Here is an 18,629-nt window from a genome sequence, read left to right on the forward strand (position 1 = left end):
TCTCTCGGCTGAATGGGGGCTGGTTAACCAGGAAAAGGAGGGGGCAGATGACTACCCCGCAAACTCACGTCTCAACCGCGCACACGGAGGGCGAGGACGATCGCGGTGTCGACCGCAAAGACTGGCGCCGCATGGCCATTGGCCTCATTGTCGGTCTCGCATTGGCCATACTCGTGTGGTTCATCTTCCCCAGCAACGCTGTCGACACGGTATTGGAATCCCCCGGCGCCAAGGATGACGCCGAATACACCCAGGGTGCATTGCGTGCTGTAGCCGCCGTGACCATTCTGATGGGCGTGTGGTGGATGACGGAGGCCATTCCGTTGGCCGCTACGGCACTGTTGCCGTTGGTTATCTTCCCGCTAGCTGGTGTGGGTGCCATCAAGGAAGTCGGTGCACCGTATGCCTCCGCCACTATCTTCCTGTTCATGGGGGGCTTCCTTATTGCCCTTGCGCTTCAGCGCTGGAACCTTCACCGCCGCCTTGCACTTTACGTGGTGAAGCTGATTGGTACCTCGCCCAAGCGTCTCATTTTGGGCTTTATGGTGGCTACTGGATTCTTGTCCATGTGGGTCTCTAACACTGCAACCGCCGTGGTTATGCTGCCGATTGGTACGTCAGTGCTGGCGCTGACTGCGGAGACCGTTGGTGGTTGGGATAAGCAGAAGAAGTTCGCCACTGCTCTCATGCTTGGTATCGCGTACTCGGCGTCCATTGGCTCGCTGGGCACGCTCATCGGCACCCCGCCGAATGCCTTCCTCAATGCGTATATGGCGGATACCTGGGGTGTGACCCTGGGCTTTGGTCGCTGGATGGCTGTAGGTGTGCCGCTGGCCGCCATTTTCCTGCTCATCGCGTGGTTCCTGCTCATCACCATCTTTCAGCCGGAGATGAAGGAGATTCCGGGTGGGCGCGAGCTTATTGATGAGGAAATTGAGGCCCTCGGCCCGTGGACCCGCCCCCAAATCATGACGGGTATTATCTTCCTGCTCGCCGCCGCTTCCTGGGTGACCCTGCCGCTCGTGCTTAAGGAATTCGACAACTACGATGACGCCATCGTAGGTATTGCAGCCGGTATTCTGCTTTTCATCTTGCCGGCGGACAACGAGCGCCGTATCCGCCTCCTGGACTGGGAGACGGCGAACGAGATGCCGTGGGACGTGCTCCTCTTGTTTGGTGGTGGCCTATCGCTTTCGGCAATGTTCAATCAGTCTGGCCTGTCCCTATGGATTGGTGAGATGGCTAAGGGGCTTAGCGTCCTGCCGGTCGTGCTCATCGTGGCTGCCGTGGCTGCGCTGGTGCTCTTCCTTACGGAAATCACTTCTAACACCGCAACTGCCGCGACCTTCATTCCGATCATGGGCGGTGTCGCGGTGGGCGTTGGTCTGACCGCTGACGGTGACGTCAACGTCCTCCTCCTCACCATCCCGGTGGCGCTCGCGGCAACGTGTGCATTCATGTTGCCGGTGGCTACCCCGCCGAACGCCATTGCGTACGGCTCTGGCTACGTCAAGATTGGTGAAATGATTAAGGGCGGTCTGGGTCTCAATATCATCGGCATCTTCCTCATTACCCTGACCGTTTACCTGCTGGCGGTGCCTATTTTCGGCCTCGCGGTCTAGCTGACGTAGCCGTCCCTTGATGAAAAACGTTATCATTACGGGATGGCTACACCCGTTACCGTGCTGTCCGGATTTTTAGGCAGCGGAAAGACCACCCTTCTCAACCACCTGTTGGCCAACCGCGAGGGGCGCAAGCTGGCGGTCATCGTTAATGACTTTTCCGAGGTCAATATCGATGCCGCCCTCGTCGCTGGCGAGGTCCATCTTGAAAGCGGCGAAGACCGCTTCGTTGAGCTCTCCAACGGCTGCATTTGCTGTACCTTGCGCGAGGACCTCATCGAGTCCGTCGGCAAGCTGGCCCGTTCCGGCCGTTTCGATCAGATCGTCATCGAATCCACCGGTATTTCCGAGCCCATGCCCGTCGCCGCCACCTTTGAGTGGAAGTTTGAAGACGGCGCCACGCTTGCCGACGTTGCCCCCATCGACACCATGGTCTCCCTCGTGGATGCCTCCACGTTCCTTTCTCAATTACGCCGTGGCCGCAGCTTGGTCTCTGAGAATATCGAGGCCACGCCTGATGACGACCGCACCATCGCCGACCTGCTTGTGGACCAGGTCGAATTCGCCGATCTCATTCTCGTGACGAAGACCGACCTGGTGGAGGCCGCCGAAACCGAACGCGTCATCGCCACCGTGCGCGCCATGAACCCCCGCGCTCGCGTCGTGCCCGTAACCAACGGGGTTATCGACCCTGCGCTGGTCCTTGACGCCCATCTTTATGACACTGCAACCGCCGCGGCCTACCACGGTTATGTCGAAGAGCTGGCTAACCCGCACACTCCGGAAACTGAGGAATACGGCATTTCCTCCGTGGTCTTCCGCTCTGATCGGCCTTTTAATCGTGAGCGCTTGCTGGCTGCGTTGAGGGGCAGCACCGGCCTGGTGCGTTCGAAAGGTTATTGCTGGATTGACACCGACCTGCGCGTGGCTCATGCCTGGCAGCAAGCAGGGCCCAACCTGCAAATTATGCCGGCGTCATTGTGGGCGGCCAACGGGGTTACTCCCGGCACGGAGTTGGTGCTCATTGGAATCGACTTCGATCACGAGTCCACCCTGCAGGCTTTCAGCGACGCCGTGCTTTCCGACGCCGAAGTCGCCGCCCTTGTTTAGCTCGTCATTAAGGTGAACACGGGGTGAATTGCTATGCCCATTCCCTGGGGCGAAAACATGCATTGACATCGGGATTTGTTAGTTCTCTGGAGTGTGGGTATAGTTATTCCTCGTTGCACAGCAGAGCGCACACGCTCCGGCGTCAAGCACTGCAAACCAACGGACTGCGCCCGTAGCTCAACGGATAGAGCATCTGACTACGGATCAGAAGGTTGGGGGTTCGAATCCCTCCGGGCGCACAAAATTGCAGGTCAGACCCACTTTGCGAGGGTCTGACTTTTTTGCTTCTTGCGAATCCCCTGCACAGGGCGATATTCACAACCGACATATGTATCCCGCCCACGTGCATGTTTCGGGGGAGATATTGCACGCTAATGGCGCGGAACTCATGGGGCGCTGCGCGCGAATTGCCAAGCGGATGCTGCCAGGCTACCCGCCTGGGCCCAGTTAAGCCTAGGGCGCTTAACCTTGTAGCTATAAGAAGAGAAGCCTCTAGATTTCGAGGAGGGGAGAGCGGCTCTAGCTTCGGCAGTAATCGCGCATGGGCACTGCAACAGTCATCTGCTGTCTGCGTATCAGGCGGCCATTTTGCCTGAGGGGGATGGACGGCTCTTTCCTTTAGCAGGGGGAGTCTGCTCAAGGGTTTCTCGAGCGGGCACCGGGGAGGTAATTCCTTCACGCTCGTTCAAAAATGAGAAAATATATATGTAGATGAAATGCAAATAATAGTTTAAGGTGGTTTGGCGTAACTTTTCCTAGGAAAGCTGATGCCTGTTAAGAAAGGCAGAATTTTGACTTACGAAAGCTCCCCGTGCATGTCGCCTGTGGATCACTCTGAGTACGCCATTTTTGGGACTGAGGACGTGCCAGAGCCTCGGACATTGGTAGATATTTTTGAAGCTACGGTTGATGCTTATCCCAATGAAATTGCGCTCGAGGCATCTGAGCAGCTTACGTACCGCGAGCTTGCCCAACGGGTAGAGGCGCAGGTGCAGCGTCTCAACAGTATTGGTGTTGGGCCTGGCGATCGCGTGGGCATCAGGGTGCCGTCAGGGACGCTAGATCTATACATTGCTATTCTGTCCACTCTGTGTGCGGGCGCCGCCTACGTGCCCGTGGATTGGGACGATCCTGACTCGCGTGCCGATACTGTGTGGGAAGAAGCGGACGTTACTGCTGTCTACGGGGCTGAGCTCTCGCTGGAATTGCAGAAAGAATCTCAAGAAGGAGTGGAACAAAAGGCGCCGACGTTGGGCGATGATGCCTGGATTATTTTTACGTCTGGTTCCACTGGAAAGCCCAAGGGCGTAGCAATCACACACCGTTCTGCTGCGGCATTAGTAGACGCAGAGTCGCGTATGTACCTCACCGATGAACCGCTCGGCCCCGGAGATCGGGTTATGGCTGGTCTTTCCGTGGCGTTCGATGCTTCCTGTGAAGAAATGTGGTTGGCATGGCGGTATGGAGCTGCATTGGTAGCCGCACCACGCGATATCGTGCGTTCTGCTGATGCTTTGGGAAAGTGGATCACCGATCATGACATCACAGCTATATCTACGGTGCCAACACTGGCTTCCTTCTGGTCTACCAAATCACTTGAGAAAGTTCGTCTTCTCATCTTTGGCGGTGAGGCTCTGCCGCAAGAGCTGATTAATCGACTAGCAACTCCAGGTAGGGAGCTCTGGAATACCTACGGCCCCACCGAAGCTACTGTTATTTGCTCCGGGCACCGGATGGTTCCGATGGACAGTGACACGCCTGTTCGTATTGGGCGCCCCACTCCAGGTTGGCAATTAGCCGTGATTGACCCAGAGACAGAAGAACCAGTCCGTTGGGGAGAAACTGGAGAACTTGTGGTCACCGGTGTAGGCCTCGGGCGTTATCTGGATAAAGAAAAGGATGCAAAAACTTACGCACCGATTCAGGCGCTAGAGTGGCAACGTGCCTATCGCACTGGAGACCTTGTTGTAGCAGAGACAGAAGGACTCATTTTTGCCGGCCGCAATGACGATCAAATCAAGTTCGGCGGCCGTCGTATGGAGCTGGGAGAAATTGATCGTGCGCTTGCTGGCGCTCCCGGTGTTCTAGCCGCTGCAGCAGCTAAGCAAAAGACTCCAGCCGGTTCTGATGTCATTGTTGGCTACATTGTCCCTGATGGGGAGATTTCGATGGCTGACACTAGACGTCATCTTGCGACTGTGCTGCCGGGTGGCATTGCCCCGACATTATGCTTTGTCGATTCCCTGCCAACCAAAACCTCCGGCAAAGTGGATCGTAAGGCCCTTCCATGGCCTTTACCGGATTCCGACGACTTTGGCTCTGAGTTGCCTGCCAATCTGCAGTGGCTAGCTGAAAAGTGGTCGGATCAGCTAGGCAAGATTCCAATGGACGAGGGATCGAATTTCTTCGATCTGGGTGGTTCCTCTGTGGCTATTGCGAAGCTCGCAGTAGAACTGCGCAGTGACTATCCCACCTTAGATATTGGTGCGTTGTACGAAAACCCCACCCTTTCTGGCATGGCGGAATACGTTTCAGGACTCAAGCAATCCTCCGGTGAACGGCGTATGCCAGGCAAGATGCCATGGTGGTCGGGACTTTTCCAAACGGCGGTCGTTTGTCTAATCTACGTGCTAAACGCGGCACGCTATATTGTGGGATCCTTGCTAGTTGTTTGGGCGTTGAAGTTCTTCTTTAATGCTGCTTGGGTGCCGGGAATTTCTTTTTGGCCGCTCGCCGTCGGGTGGTTCTTGCTCTTTTCGGTTCCTGGAAAAATAGCGCAAATTACCATCGTCGCTAGGCTAGCCACCGCTGGGATAAAACCCGGAGTTTATAGCCGAGGAGGCTGGACTCATTTGCGCGTATGGGCAGCAGAGCGGTTCCTCACATTTCTTAAGCTAGAACCAATTTTGGGTACTCCTTTAGCACCCTTGCTGTTCCGCCTATTTGGGTGCACCGTGGGACGGGGTGCACAGTTGGCTACTTTTCCGCCTGTAACGGGTCTTGCCGAGATCGGTGACTACGCCGCCCTTGAACAGGAAGTAGATATAAACGGTTATTGGATTGATGGCGATGAAGTTCATATTGGTAAAATCGCTGTTGGCAACGGTGCGCGCCTAGGATTGCGCACTTTCGTTCACCCGGGCGTTCACGTTGGAGATTATGCAGAAGTCTTGCCTGGATCTGCGGTAAGCATTGATGTCCCGAGTGGACAGCTATATGGTGGGTCGCCGCTATCCCACCACGGTGAGGCTGGATTAACCTGGCCGGGGATTCATCCGGAAAGGGCGGCTGTTGAAGGCACAGTGGCAAAGGTAAGTACCTTTGGGATGCGGATCCTGTACTTCTTGAGCCTAGGATGGATGTCGCTGCTCCCAGTACTGGCTATTCTTCCGGGCTTGCTGGTGATTCTGCCGCAGGTTGTGAAACACGAGCGTTACGAAGAGGTATTTCCACTGTTGGCACTATGGGTGCCAGTATTTACCTTGTTGACAGTATTGTCATGGGTCACGCTTGTGATTTTTTCGGTACGTCTTTGCTCTGTGTTCATTAAGCCGGGGTATTTCCTCCAGCAATCTTCTACTGGCTGGGCTCTTTGGCTCACGCACAGTTTGTTGCAAAAGACTTTGACCTCTACCTACTTTCTCTATGCAGGGTGGATTACTCCAGCATTCATGCGGATGCTTGGGGCCCGTGTGGGTGAAAACACCGAAATTTCCACGGTAGAAACCATCCCGCATCTAACGTCTATAGGGAATCATTGCTTCCTTGCCGATCACTCCCTATGTACATCTGCGCGCTACCGAGGAGGCTGGGTGCATGTTGGGACGACAGTAATCGGTGATGGTTCCTTTGTCGGAAACTCTGGAATTGTCGGTGCTGACCACGATCTCCCGACAGATTCGCTCATTGCTGTTTTATCCTCCACCCCAGAACGTCCAGCGCGTGGCTCCTCTTGGCTAGGTCGATCCGTTCGACAGATTCCACGTTCACAGGTGAGCGCGGATAAGGAACAAACTTTTAATCCCCCGCATTATCTTAAGTTTGCCCGTGCTTTCGTGGAGCTGTTTCGATTCGTCCCAGCGATTATCGCCGCTTACTTAGATCTGTTTATCGTGTGGGTCGGGACCATTGTGTATATGCATTGGGGTATGGATGCTGCCGGAATGCGTGCTGTTGTGCTGCTATCCACGCCGATTGTTCTGGCTGCCGGCGTTATTGCAAGCTTGCTGCCAATCCTTGTAAAGTGGGCTCTTGTAGGAAAATTCCGAGCTGGAAATCACACCTTATTCTCCACGTTCGTATGGCGCGGTGAACTTGTTGACAACTTTACTGAAATGCTTGCAGTTCCTTCACTTGTCCGTATGTCGCTCGGTTCGCCTTTGTTCAATTGGTGGGCGCGCCTCATGGGGACGCGTATTGGCAAGCATGTGTGGTGTGAAACGTGGTGGTTGCCCGAATTTGATCTCATCACCATCGAAGATAGGGCCACCGTAAATCGAGGCACCGTCCTGCAGACCCATCTGTTTCATGACCGTGTGATGGCACTTGAAAAAGTGCACATCAAATGCGGCGCAACGCTAGGTGCTAATAGTTTCATGCTTCCCGGCTCCGCACTTGGTGAGCGTGTCACTGTACATCCAGGTTCTTTGGTGCTGCGCCAAGATGAAGTTCCGCGGGACACGATCTGGCAAGGCAACCCCATTTCTGCCTTGGATGAACCGGTCGAGCAATTGATCTCGAAGCCAAACTGAAACTTTAAGTAGTTCCCCTCAACAGACTAATTCCATTTCGTGCAGAGAAAGGTTCATTGTGACCGGACAAAACACGCCCCCAGAAACCACACAGAATCGCCCCACGCCTGGCCCCACGGATGTCCGTCCCATCTGGGATGGAGAGAAAGAGAAGCTGCCAGCCAGCATTTCCGAATTAAGCGATCCGGGTCCCCCTACATGGAGTACTGACCGCGCTTTCGGCCCACGTTTTAGCCCGAATCGAATCGTCGGGCTTGACGCTGCTCGTGGTGTCGCGATTATCGGAATGATTGCCGTACATATTCTTCCCTCCTCTAATGAATACACAGGAGAACCAACCGCAATTTGGAAGATGTGCGCTGGCAATTCTGCTGCACTTTTCGCAGTGTTGGCAGGAATATCCGTAGCTTTAATGACAGGTGCCAATAACCCGCATGTAGGCATAAAGTGGCGTCGCAGCTGTGTTTCATTAATAACCCGCGCTCTGCTTATTCTGGGAATTGGCCTAGCACTGGACCAGTTTGACGTAGATGTCTATAATATTCTGCCCTACTATGGCTTGATGTTTCTTCTCGCAGTACCTTTAACTCGACTGCGGATATGGCACCTTTTGTCGCTTTCCCTACTGTTTGCTTTTATTGGTCCATTAGTAATTTTCGCTACTAATTCGAGGGTGGTTTATCTAACCACGCTTAATCCGAGTTTCTACGACGTATTTGAAACTCCGCTCGACGTTGTTATCACCTTGCTAATAGGCGGGACATATCCTGCGATTACCTGGATGGCGTACTTGTGCTTAGGCATGGCCGTGTGCCGTATGAACTTAAAATGGCTAACGACTCAGATCCGTCTCACTGTATGCGGTGGACTTATTGCTGCTTCTAGCGCCATATTCACTACTTTTGCACTTGATTACGGCGGCGGTTTTGCGAAACTATATGGGCAAACCGATGGTTACGGTGCACACGATATTCTAGAGATATTTAAATTCGGCCCCGATGGGCACCTTCCCACTGACACCGCATGGTGGCTGGCGATTAGTGGTCCGCATACAGAAACAACTCCCTCGATCATGCTTTCTGCAGGCGTCGCCTTGTTCGTAATTGGGGTCCTGCTTGTGATTTCGCGAACGCTATCGGGATTACTTTTCCCTCTTATTACCGCTGGCTCAATGTCGATGACTTTGTATGTCTCCCACTTGCTGTTGTTCGTTCCTTTCCTGGAGTCCATTCATGAACATGCCGTCATATGGTTTTTCGCCCAAATTGTATCCATGATGCTTCTTTCTTCGGCATGGTATTTCACGGTAGGGAAAGGCCCCCTTGAATCACTGATGGCAATGATTTGTCGCCGAATTGGGAAAATGGTGGTTCCCCCTTCGCCGGAACCCGTTAACGTTCCATTGCAAGATAAATAGGGGGCATTTCTAGCACTGGTACGGTGGCTGTCACATCGTAGATGAGCGTGGCTTAACACGGCGTGATGAAAGGACTATCGCCCTTAGCCGTTGAGACGCATATCACGCAGCGCTGAGTGAAATGCAGAGCTGAAAACGCACACAAATAGGAAGACCGGCCAGAGCCACTGGTCGGTCTTTCGACGTTTTCGACTGCAAGGAGATGAATAGGTGTCAGCGCGCGCCCGAATAGTGGGCCTTGATATTGCACGTTCCTTGGCCATCATCGGGATGATTATTCTGCACATGGCCAACCTGGTGTGGAGCACCAAAGTGGTGCTCTCCGGGCTGCCGGCGGCGGGGTTCGCCATCATTGCAGGTACCACGATGATGATTCTTGCCCGTGACTACTCGCTGCGGGTCTTCCTCAAGCTGGTTACCCGCGGCCTGCTCGTCATGCTCATCGGCGTGGTTCTACTGCCCGTGGGCGGTGAGATTCAGGTGGTGCTCGTGGTCATGGGCGCGGCCATGGCTCTCACCGCCTGGGTGCCGCCGCTGGCCACCGGCTGGAAGGTCCTGCTTTTCGCGCTGGCTACCGCGGGGGCCACGGTGCTATACGCGCCGTACACCCTCCCGCAGGTCTACCCCCTCGTGGCGTTCCTGGCGTACATGGTGGCGGGCATGCTGCTTTACGACGTCTACCTCACCCGCCCCACCCGCACCCAAGCCATCACGACCACGGTGGCCGTCGTCGTTACTGGCATCGGTCTGTGGCAGCGCTTCAACCCGGATATCCCTGGCTGGCTACGTTTTACCGGGCATACGGGTGTGCTTGGTGAAATCCTTCTCTCCGTGGCGGTCACCGCGGTGGTGCTGCACCTGTGCCTGATCATTGGCCGTCAGCTGCCGCGCTTGACCTTCCCCTTTGCGGCATTGGGCTCGATGTCCTTGACCATCTATATCCTGCACATTCTCACCGCACGCTATTGGCAGGCGCATGTTTCGCTGCACAACACCATGGCAGCAGTGGGCTTTGTGCTCGCATTCCTTTTGTTGAGCGCGCTGTGGAAGAAGTTCTTCGGAAAAGGCCCGGCTGAAAGGGCCGTGGCCTGGGTAATCAAGGAGGTAGCCGCGTAATGAAGGCACGAAAAATAACTGCTGTTGTGGCCAGCTCTCTAATCGTGGGGCTAGGCGCTGCGCCGGCCATGGCCTTGGAGTTTGCGCAGCCTGCTCCGCAATCGGAGGAAAGCGCCGCCGTGGCTGCGCTGCGCATGGGCAAGATCGGAAACTTCGGCGATTGCACCGGCACGCTGGTGGCCGAGCAGTGGGTGCTGACCGCCCGCCACTGTCTCGAATCCGTCAATAACGAGGGCTCGCAAGCGCGCTTTGGCCAGGGCAAAGACACCCGCGTGTATGACGTGGACTCCTGGGCGGTTTCACCGACTATCGACGCCGGCCTTATGCACCTGACCGAACCTGTCGAGGGCATCAAGCCCGCCAAGCTCGCGGATGCGGTTCCCACCGCCGGCGACAAAGGCCACTTCTATGGCTGGAGTAGCAGCTCCCGAATGGCCCGCAAGGGTCAGCTGCCGATGGCCGAGATGGAAGTCGGCGAACTACTGTCTGGCGGCACCCCGCCGGCGAGCCCTGACGAGTCGGGCGAGAAAATGACGCCGGTAGCGCCAGGAGGAGAAGCGACTGCGCCGGGTGATTCCGGTGCTATGGCTCCTGGCGGCATGGCCGTTTCCGCCCCGAACGGCCCTGGCGGAATGGTCGCTCCCGCCCCTGGCTCGCCCGACGCTCCCCAGGTGATGAAGGGCGGCGAGATGCCAGACATCACCTCGGGCCCAGGCGGTGCGGAAAGCATCCCAGCTGGTGAGCTTGGGGGAGTGGGGCCGATGATTGCCGCTGCCATCATGGACGTGAAGTCCCTCAATGGTGAAGGCATGCAGGGCGGCGACTCCGGCGGACCATTCTTCGTCAATGGCCACCTGGTGGGCGTGGCCACCGCGGGCACGTCGAATGCAGATCCGGACCTGCCTTCCCCGACTGCTGCTATCACGTCGGTGGTTGAGGTCCGCGACTGGATCGAGGACGTTACCAGTGGCCGCGATACCGACGGCGTTCTTAACGCCGACAACTCCCCGGCGCCGCCGACCACAATGCAGGTCAGTGCCTTTGTCGCGTGGCCAGCGGGCATTGCGGCGGTAGTAGGACTTATCGCGATCGCCATCTTCTCGCGTGTGCTTAACCGCAAGTCTGGCGCTGAGAAGCGCACCAACTAGGCTGTTTCTCCATGAAGGAGAAACTCATTCCCTGCCTGATCGCCGGAGCCATCTTCGGCCTGGTGCTGTGGCTGGCCTCCGGCATGCTGTGGTTGTTGCCGGTGGGCCTGGCAGCGGGCCTCATGGGCTACCCGCTCCTCGGCATCACGCGCGATGAGTCCCAAGCTCGCAAGCGCCGCGACGACACCTTCCGCGACTAAGCGGCCACGCCGGCCCATGCCACCGCTCTACGCCGCCCGACGCCGCCGCGCACGCTCCTCAACGGTCGGCCGCCAGATGGCACCCCACAAACCGTCGCCAAATGGCATCTCACAAAAGGCATCCACTAGAAGGCATCTTTGGGGCTGAAAACGCCATCTGCACGCCCCAGAAGGCGTTTTCAGGCGAGAAAACGCCTTCTGACAGATGCCATCTGCAAGATGCCTTTTGGAAACTGCCCCATGCCCAGCAGCACGCAAAAGGTTCCACTCAGAAGTCATTAGTCAAAAGGTTCCATTGGGGGCAAGTAAACCATCTTTAACCAGTTAGAAGGTTCGTTTGGGGGCAAAGAAACCTTTTGACTGGAACCAGGTGAGGGGAACCCGTTGGGAAACCGCCTGCTGGGGCAGAAGGTCAGGCCTGGAAGCCCACTAGCCGGCTAGAAAATCTCGATGCGCCCGCCCAAAGACTCGGTCTGGCGCAGCTGCGCCACCCAGTTCGGCGCACCCGGGTGCAAGCGCAAGACCGGGCGAGAAGAGATCTTCACCGGGGAGACCGATTCCTTCCGAGCACCGGAGCGGGCTTCGATGCGGGTGCGGGCGCGGAAGCCAGCGTCGGCAAGCGCGGCGATAGAAGGCTGCTCCGAGGCCAGCGATTCGCGGGCATCCTGCAGCAACTCGAGGGCCTCGTCGAGGGCTTGGACCAGTGCGGGTGCATTGGTCTCGCACATCTGTCGAACCAGGTCCGGGCGAGTGCCTGCCACGCGGGTTCCGTCCTTGAAGGAGCCAGCCGCCAGGGACTGTGCCAGGATGCCGCCATTATCGCCGACCACCGCGAGGGTCTCCGCCAGCACGTGAGGCAGGTGCGAAATGCGGGCAACCGCGGCATCGTGGTTAGCCACGCGCACCGGAACCGCCTCCGCGTGGACCATCTGGGTCATGCGGACCACGTCAGCAAAAATGTTCTCCCATGCGGCGGGGATGCGCTCGCCGCGCGCCTCGCACTCGGCGGCATAGTCATAGGTGATAACCCAGGCAGCGCCGTTGAACAACCCGGTGTGGGAGTTCTCCCAGCCGGACTTAGATGTGCCGGCCATGGGGTGGCCGCCCACGTAGCGCGCCTGCATGTTGCGCTCCACGATGAGCTGGCGCACCTCGGTCTTGACCGAGACCACGTCCGTCAAACCGCAGCTCGGGGCGTGTGCCTGGATGGCGTCGAGGACCGAAGCAACCGCATCCATGGGCACCGCGACGACGATAAGCGCGTTGTCTTCCTCGGCCCGGTGCAGGATGGCCGGCAGATCATCGGTGACGTCGTAGCCCTGCTTAATGGCCGTTCGGGCACCAGAGGTGGAGTGGTTGTAGCCGTACACGGAATGGCGTGCAGCAGCTAGGTCACGCAGGAGGGAACCTCCAATGAGACCGAGGCCGATAATGCAGACGGGGCGTTGAACATCTTGAGAACTCACGGTGACAATTGTGGCACAACCCGACTAATCTGACGAGGTATGAGCCACGACGATCTGTCCTTTGCCATCACCGTCGCCAGTGCCGAAGGCGGCTGGGTGATTCGCCCTTTCAAGGATGACTACACCGACGTCAACACCTCCATCAAGGCGGTGCGCAACCTCCGTTCGGAGGGCGCGGCATTCGCGCTGCTGTGCGTGGAGGATGACTATTTCGTCGTCGTGCGCCCGGTTCCGGGGGATGTACGCATGCTGCTTTCCGACGCCACCTATGCCGCCGAAGACGACTTCGCCGCGGATTTCCTCGACCTGCGTGATATCGATATCCCGGATTTGGACGAGGACGAGTGGGAGGACGCCGACCCCTACGGCGACGGCGACTTTGATATCTTCGCTGACCTCGGACTCGATGAGGACCAGCTGGGCTACATCATCGATAACGATGAGGACTGGCCTTCCGACATGCTCCTGCGCATCGCCGGCGAGCTGGGCTTTGGCGATGAGCTGGAGGATTTCATCGACGGCCTCGACTCGGATGATTCTTAAACCTGCGGAGGGGCTGGTGCGCGCGGAGGCCCGCATACGCCGCGCCCTGGAGGTTGCTCGCGCAACGCCGGCGGGGGATATCCCTGTGGGTGCCGTGCTTTACGACGCCTCCGGCAACGAATTCGCCACCGGTGTTAACCGCCGCGAGCAGCTGAATGACCCAACAGCGCACGCAGAGGTGGAAGCCATCCGCCAGGCGGTGCGTGTGCATGGCGATGGTTGGCGGCTGGAAGGCTGCGAGCTGGTTGTCACCTTGGAGCCTTGCGCGATGTGCGCTGGCGCGATTCAGGCGTCCCGGGTGTCCTCAGTGGTCTTTGGTGCTTTTGAGCCGAAGACGGGGGCGTGCGGTTCGCTTGTCGACGTCCTCCGCGCCCCCGGCGCTCTCCACGTTCCCGAGGTGCGCGGCGGTGTGCTGGAGGAGGAATGCGCGGAGCTGCTCACGGGCTTCTTCGGGGGTCTTCGAGGCAGCGGCGCTTAACCGGCCCTTCCGGTTTTAGAGTGCGTTGATTTTGTCCTGTAGTTGTCCGGAGTGGATGAGGCATCGCAAGATGTAGTGGTTGAGGTTTTTGAATCCCAGGGCGATGCCGCGTAGGTGTTCGAGTCTGCCGTTGATTGCCTCAACGGGACCGTTGGATGCGCCGATATCAAAGTAGGCGAGCACATCTTTGCGTCGACGCCACAGGGTGCGTCCCAGTTGGGCGAGCTCTTCTAAGCCTTTTGGTAGTCCTTTACGCAGGGTGTGGATGATGCGTTCCATGAGCTTTCTGCCTTCCGATTTCTTCGGATGCGCGTACGCTGCGATCACGTCTTGGTAGAGCAGCCACGTTACTTCTAGGGCCACGTAGTCGTCATCGGTGGCCCACAGCATTTCTAAGCGTTGCTTTTGCCGCTCGGTGAGATAGTTCGTCCTGGTCAACAGGGTGCGCCGGTGCTTGTACAGCGGGTCATCTTTGCGTCCGCGGCGCCCGGTTGTCTCACGTTGGAGTCTTTGTCGGCAACTGGTGAGCTTGTCGGCTGCCAGATGCACCACATGGAAAGGGTCCATGACTTTATTCGCCTGTGGTAGTTGCTCTTCAACTGCGGTGGCATAACCGGTGAACCCATCCATGGTCACCACCTGTATCTGCTCCCGGAAGCTGGGGTCGCGCTCTTTAAGCCACCCGCTGAGCACGTGGGCGGATCTGCCCGGTCGCATGTCTAACAAACGAGCAGGCCCACGCCCGTCCACCAGCGGGGTGAGGTCAACAAGTATGGTCACCAGGTTTGATGCCTGACCTGGTTTTCTGGTGTGTTTCCATACATGTTCATCGACTCCGAGGACGCGAACCCCGTCTAGGTGGCAGGGGTCGCCGTAGACAAGCTGGCGACAGGCATCCAGTGCGACCTGGTTGACCAGGTCCCAGCCCACACCGAGTGCTTTGGCGGTAGCTGACACACTCATCCGGTCAATAGCAAGGCGCTGCAAGATCCAGCGGGTGACCCGATAAGTGAGTTTGGCGCCGTCATCCGCGCAGGTTAAAGATTCTTGGAAGATCTTTCTCTTACATGAGACGGCTGTGCATAAGAATCTGGGGACTGTTACGTGCAGCCTAGTGGGGAATCCAACGACAGGAAGATCAACGAGTCGACGGGTGGTGTGGTCGCGCAGCTTTCCTGGCTGTCCGCAGTCCGGGCACACGCCGATAACGGCTACTGGCGTGGCCTCAATGATGGTCAACGCTCCGGTATCAGCGGCACCGGTGATGGCAAGTCCGATTTCCGCGGTACGGCAGATAGTGTCGGCGACGAGGTTTCCAGTAGGCTTCACAGTACGGGTCCCTGGTGGGTTTAGATGGTTGTGTAGGAACTTTCATCTTCACACCAGGGACCCCTACATGTTGTGGTGACCCGCTGAACCCGTCGTTTTCTACCTCACCCCGCTACGCACCCCGAAACCGGAAGAGCCGCTTAACCCTTGAATTGGTTAGTGGCCCCGGAGCCGTCTTCCGATTCGCGTGTAGGCTGGGTGGTCCACGTGAGAGAAGTAGAGAGTAAGGAGAAAATCATGGGTGATTTTGAGAACAAGAAGGACGAGTTCGTCGGCAAGGCTAAGGAAGCTGCTGGCAACGTAAGCGACAACGAGAAGCTGGAGAACGAGGGCAAGGCCGACCAGGTCACCTCCGAGGCTAAGCAGAAGGCTTCCGATGCCGTTGAGGGCGTCAAGGATAAGGCCAACGAGGTCATCGGTGGTCTCAAGGACTAATCCCTTGCCTTAAATAGCTGAATCGCTGTCTCCGCCGCCTGGCGTGGGCAGCGATTTTGTCGCTCGGGGTTACTCGACGTAATCTGGAACGCGGTGGCGTGTCCGAGCGGCCGAAGGTGATCGCCTCGAAAGCGATTGTTGGGTAACCCCCAACCGCGGGTTCAAATCCCGCCGCCACCGCCACATCCGGCACTCCAGTTCTTAGCTCTGGAGTGCCGGACTTTTTATGTTTTAGAAGCCGGTCCGCCCTCTATCAACATCTCTTTGGAAATCCAGCGCGGCTTGGCGTGCCTCGGGGTCGTGGTCTTCCGTGCGTTTGTGAATTCGTCGGCTCATCATGCCTGCTGGGATAGCAATGAGAAGGATGGCCGCGATGGCGACGATGACGAAAGTAGACATGGGGGTCTCCTAGGGTATTTCAGTACTTCTGCATTGTAACGCAGGCCACGCTCTGGAGGGTTGGTTGAACTCTTACGAGACCGTTAGGGCTTCACAGCCCGACTGGTTAAACTGGTGCACATTCGTGTCCACCGCCAAAGCTTCCGCGAGCAATAATCGCGCATGTGAAGGGGAATTTCCGTGGCAAAGCTGCTTTACCACCTAGGCCGCTGGTCTTACATCAATCGATGGAAGGTCATCATCGCCTGGATCTTCATCGTGGCGGCCGCGGGCGGAGCGACCTTGAGCTTGATGAAGCCGATGACCACGGAGTACTCCATCAGCGGCACGCCAGCAATTGACGCCACCCGCCGCGCGGTGGAGCTGTTCCCGGAGAACGGTAACCCGGCCAATGCGCCGTCGGTCAATCTCGTCTTCAAGGCCCCGGAAGGGCAGAAGCTCAGCGATCCGCAGAACAAAGAAGCTGTCGAGGATGTGGTGCACCACATTGCTGAAGGCCTTGATATCCCAGAGGGTAGCCAGCAGCGTTGGGGCAACCCGCTCGAGGTATCGCCGGCGTTGCAGCAGCAGGTCATCGAGCAGTTCACCTCCATGGGCTTGCCGGAGGAGACCGCGCGGGCGGATGCCGATAACCTGGCCATGGTCAATGCCGATGAGACCATCGCCTACACCACCTTCGACTTCGATGCGGAAAGCCCCTATTCGGTAGACCCAGCGGATAAAGACGTGGTCCATGAAGCCATGGATATCGGCCGCGCGGCGGGTCTGGAAGTAGAGGCCGGCGGCGCGGGCTTCGGTGATGAAATCCAGGTCAACTCGATTTCTGAGGTCATCGGCCTGGCCGTGGCGTTTATCGTCCTCATTATTACCTTCGGTTCCTTGGCCTCCGCGGGCATGCCGCTTATCTCCGCGGTCGTGGGCGTGGGCCTGGGAGCGATGGGTGTCATGATTGCGACCCACTGGATGGAGCTCAACAACCTCACTCCGGTGCTGGCCGTCATGATCGGTCTGGCCGTGGGCATCGACTATGCGCTGTTCATCATGTCGCGCTACCGGCAGGAGCGCTCCCGCATGGACGGGCCGGATGCCGCCGGCATGGCTGTTGGCACGGCGGGGTCCTCGGTGGTCTTTGCCGGCGCGACGGTCTTCATCGCGCTCTTTGCGCTACTCGTGGCGCGCATTAGCTTCCTCACTGCCATGGGCTTGGCCGCTGCAGGAACGGTTTTCATGGCTGTGCTTGTGGCGCTGACCTTGGTGCCCGCGATGTTGGGCTTGCTCGGTGATAAGGCCTTCGCCGGACGCATCCCCGGCGTTGCCGGCAACCCCACGAAGCGCCGCCCGCGCCGCGCGAAGCCAACGATGGGTAACCGTTGGGTGCGCACGGTGCAGCGCGCCCCGGGCATCGTCATGGCCTTGGTGGTGCTTGGCCTCGGAGCGTTGACCGCACCGGTTCTGCACATGGAGCTGGCCCTGCCAGCGGATACCACCTCCAACCCGGATACCACCCAGCGCAAGGCAGCGGACCTCCTGTCCGAGGGCTTCGGCCCTGGCATCAACGGCCCCTTCCTGGTGATCGTGGATGGCGCCAATGCCAACCCGGAATCCGCGGCACTGCAGCCCTATATCCAGGGCCAAGAAGGCGAGGAAGATGAGCAGAAGAAGGCCGCACTTTCCTCCTTCATCTATTCTGTGCAGCGCCTCAACCAGGTGGGCGGGGTCAAGCACGCCCAGCTGGTGGGCGTGAGCCAGGATATGAAGGCAGCACAAATCATGGTCAGCCCCACCACAGCACCAACGGATGAGGCCACGATTGGCACCGCCTCCGCCCTGCGCACCGCCGGTGCGGAGCTGGAGGATGCCACCGGTGCCGAGATCGGCATGACCGGCCTGACCGCAGTGCAGCTCGACATCACCGAGCGCCTCGAGGAAGCCATGGGGCCGTACCTTGCCATCGTGGTAGGCCTGGCCATCTTCCTGCTGCTGGCGGTATTCCGCTCCATCTTGGTCCCGCTGGTGGCCGGCTTGGGCTTCCTGCTCTCCGTCGGCGGTGCCTTCGGTCTGACCGTTTTGGTGTGGCAGGACGGCCTCACCGGCTTGGTGCCAGCACCCGGCCCGCTGATTTCCTTCATGCCCATCTTCCTCATCGGCGTGACCTTCGGCCTGGCCATGGACTACCAGGTCTTCCTGGTCACCCGCATGCGTGAGCACTTCTCCCGTTTCCCGCAGGGCAGCGGCGGGAAGTACAGTCGGTACAACGCCAATGATGAGGCCACCATCGCTGGCTTTACCGCCGGTGCCCGCGTGGTCACCGCCGCGGCCATCATCATGATTTCCGTTTTCGTGGCCTTTATCAGCCAGCCGCTGCCCTTCATCCAGATCTTCGGCTTCGCGCTGGCGGCGGGCGTGCTTTTCGACGCCTTCTTAGTCCGCATGTCGCTTGTCCCCGCCACCATGTTCCTCATGGGGCACACCACGTGGTGGATGCCGAAGTGGCTGGACAAGCTGATCCCGCAGCTGGACATCGAGGGCACTGCACTCGAGGAAGAATGGGAGCGCAAACACGCGGCAGCATCCCGTGAAGCAGAGGATAAAGCAGCGCAGCCCGTAGAATAGTT

General features: G+C 58.1%; 14 protein-coding genes and 2 tRNA genes. 13 read left to right on the forward strand and 3 right to left on the reverse strand.

What is annotated here, in order from left to right:
- Nucleotides 1-47: 47 nt before the first annotated feature.
- The 8 genes from CAURIM_RS00725 (at nt 48) to CAURIM_RS00760 (ending at nt 11,364) form a co-directional block, all read left to right on the forward strand.
- On the forward strand, nt 48-1,622 hold the full coding sequence (locus tag CAURIM_RS00725; protein WP_010188388.1) for an SLC13 family permease: 1,575 nt from the start codon (nt 48-50) through the stop codon (nt 1,620-1,622).
- 42 nt (nt 1,623-1,664) lie between these two features.
- Nucleotides 1,665-2,732, forward strand: a complete 1,068-nt coding sequence (locus CAURIM_RS00730) for a GTP-binding protein (RefSeq protein WP_201828814.1) — start codon at nt 1,665-1,667, stop codon at nt 2,730-2,732.
- Nucleotides 2,733-2,898: 166 nt separating this feature from the next.
- Nucleotides 2,899-2,971 (forward strand) — tRNA-Arg (locus CAURIM_RS00735).
- A 528-nt stretch (nt 2,972-3,499) separates the two neighbouring features.
- Nucleotides 3,500-7,483 carry a Pls/PosA family non-ribosomal peptide synthetase gene (locus CAURIM_RS00740; RefSeq protein ID WP_201828813.1) on the forward strand — a complete coding sequence of 1,328 codons (3,984 nt, stop codon included), beginning with the start codon at nt 3,500-3,502 and terminating at the stop codon, nt 7,481-7,483.
- Nucleotides 7,484-7,541: 58 nt separating this feature from the next.
- Nucleotides 7,542-8,900, forward strand: a complete 1,359-nt coding sequence (locus tag CAURIM_RS00745; RefSeq protein ID WP_201828812.1) for a heparan-alpha-glucosaminide N-acetyltransferase domain-containing protein — start codon at nt 7,542-7,544, stop codon at nt 8,898-8,900.
- A gap of 210 nt (nt 8,901-9,110) precedes the next feature.
- The gene (locus CAURIM_RS00750) at nt 9,111-10,016 is read left to right on the forward strand and encodes a DUF418 domain-containing protein (protein ID WP_201828811.1); all 906 of its coding nucleotides are present in this window, start codon (nt 9,111-9,113) and stop codon (nt 10,014-10,016) included.
- Nucleotides 10,016-11,164, forward strand: a complete 1,149-nt coding sequence (locus CAURIM_RS00755; protein ID WP_201828810.1) for a trypsin-like serine protease — start codon at nt 10,016-10,018, stop codon at nt 11,162-11,164. Before CAURIM_RS00750 ends, CAURIM_RS00755 begins: the two co-directional genes overlap by 1 nt.
- Nucleotides 11,165-11,175: 11 nt before the next feature.
- Entirely contained in the window at nt 11,176-11,364 is a 189-nt protein-coding gene (locus CAURIM_RS00760; protein ID WP_201828809.1) for a hypothetical protein, read from the forward strand.
- A 437-nt stretch (nt 11,365-11,801) separates the two neighbouring features.
- Here CAURIM_RS00760 and CAURIM_RS00765 read toward each other — a convergent pair whose 3' ends face one another.
- On the reverse strand, nt 11,802-12,830 hold the full coding sequence (locus CAURIM_RS00765) for a prephenate dehydrogenase (protein ID WP_201828808.1): 1,029 nt from the start codon (nt 12,828-12,830) through the stop codon (nt 11,802-11,804).
- A gap of 39 nt (nt 12,831-12,869) precedes the next feature.
- Here CAURIM_RS00765 and CAURIM_RS00770 point away from each other — a divergent pair, with 39 nt between their 5' ends.
- Both CAURIM_RS00770 and CAURIM_RS00775 read left to right on the forward strand, forming a co-directional pair.
- Nucleotides 12,870-13,373, forward strand: coding sequence for a tRNA adenosine deaminase-associated protein (locus CAURIM_RS00770; protein ID WP_201828807.1), 504 nt, complete (start codon nt 12,870-12,872; stop codon nt 13,371-13,373).
- Nucleotides 13,363-13,851, forward strand: a complete 489-nt coding sequence (locus CAURIM_RS00775) for a nucleoside deaminase (protein ID WP_236659346.1) — start codon at nt 13,363-13,365, stop codon at nt 13,849-13,851. The genes CAURIM_RS00770 and CAURIM_RS00775 overlap by 11 nt, the downstream gene beginning before the upstream one ends.
- 15 nt (nt 13,852-13,866) lie before the next feature.
- Here the strand turns inward: CAURIM_RS00775 and CAURIM_RS00780 are convergent, their stop codons facing one another.
- Nucleotides 13,867-15,180 (reverse strand): ISL3 family transposase, encoded by a 1,314-nt coding sequence (locus CAURIM_RS00780; protein WP_201828605.1) that lies wholly within the window; start codon nt 15,178-15,180, stop codon nt 13,867-13,869.
- A 237-nt stretch (nt 15,181-15,417) separates the two neighbouring features.
- Between CAURIM_RS00780 and CAURIM_RS00785 the strand changes: the two genes are divergently transcribed.
- Both CAURIM_RS00785 and CAURIM_RS00790 read left to right on the forward strand, forming a co-directional pair.
- Nucleotides 15,418-15,615: a CsbD family protein gene (locus CAURIM_RS00785; RefSeq protein ID WP_201828806.1), complete on the forward strand. Its 198-nt coding sequence runs from the start codon at nt 15,418-15,420 to the stop codon at nt 15,613-15,615.
- Between the two features lie 92 nt (nt 15,616-15,707).
- A tRNA-Ser gene (locus CAURIM_RS00790) sits at nt 15,708-15,798 on the forward strand.
- A 48-nt stretch (nt 15,799-15,846) separates the two neighbouring features.
- Here the strand turns inward: CAURIM_RS00790 and CAURIM_RS00795 are convergent.
- Nucleotides 15,847-16,014: a hypothetical protein gene (locus CAURIM_RS00795; protein ID WP_201828805.1), complete on the reverse strand. Its 168-nt coding sequence runs from the start codon at nt 16,012-16,014 to the stop codon at nt 15,847-15,849.
- A 180-nt stretch (nt 16,015-16,194) separates the two neighbouring features.
- On the opposite strand from CAURIM_RS00795, the gene CAURIM_RS00800 reads away from it, so the two are divergent.
- Nucleotides 16,195-18,627, forward strand: coding sequence for an MMPL family transporter (locus tag CAURIM_RS00800; protein ID WP_201828804.1), 2,433 nt, complete (start codon nt 16,195-16,197; stop codon nt 18,625-18,627).
- Nucleotides 18,628-18,629: the final 2 nt, after the last annotated feature.

This window comes from Corynebacterium aurimucosum (assembly GCF_030408555.1).
In the GTDB taxonomy this organism is placed as follows: Bacteria; Actinomycetota; Actinomycetes; order Mycobacteriales; family Mycobacteriaceae; genus Corynebacterium; species Corynebacterium aurimucosum.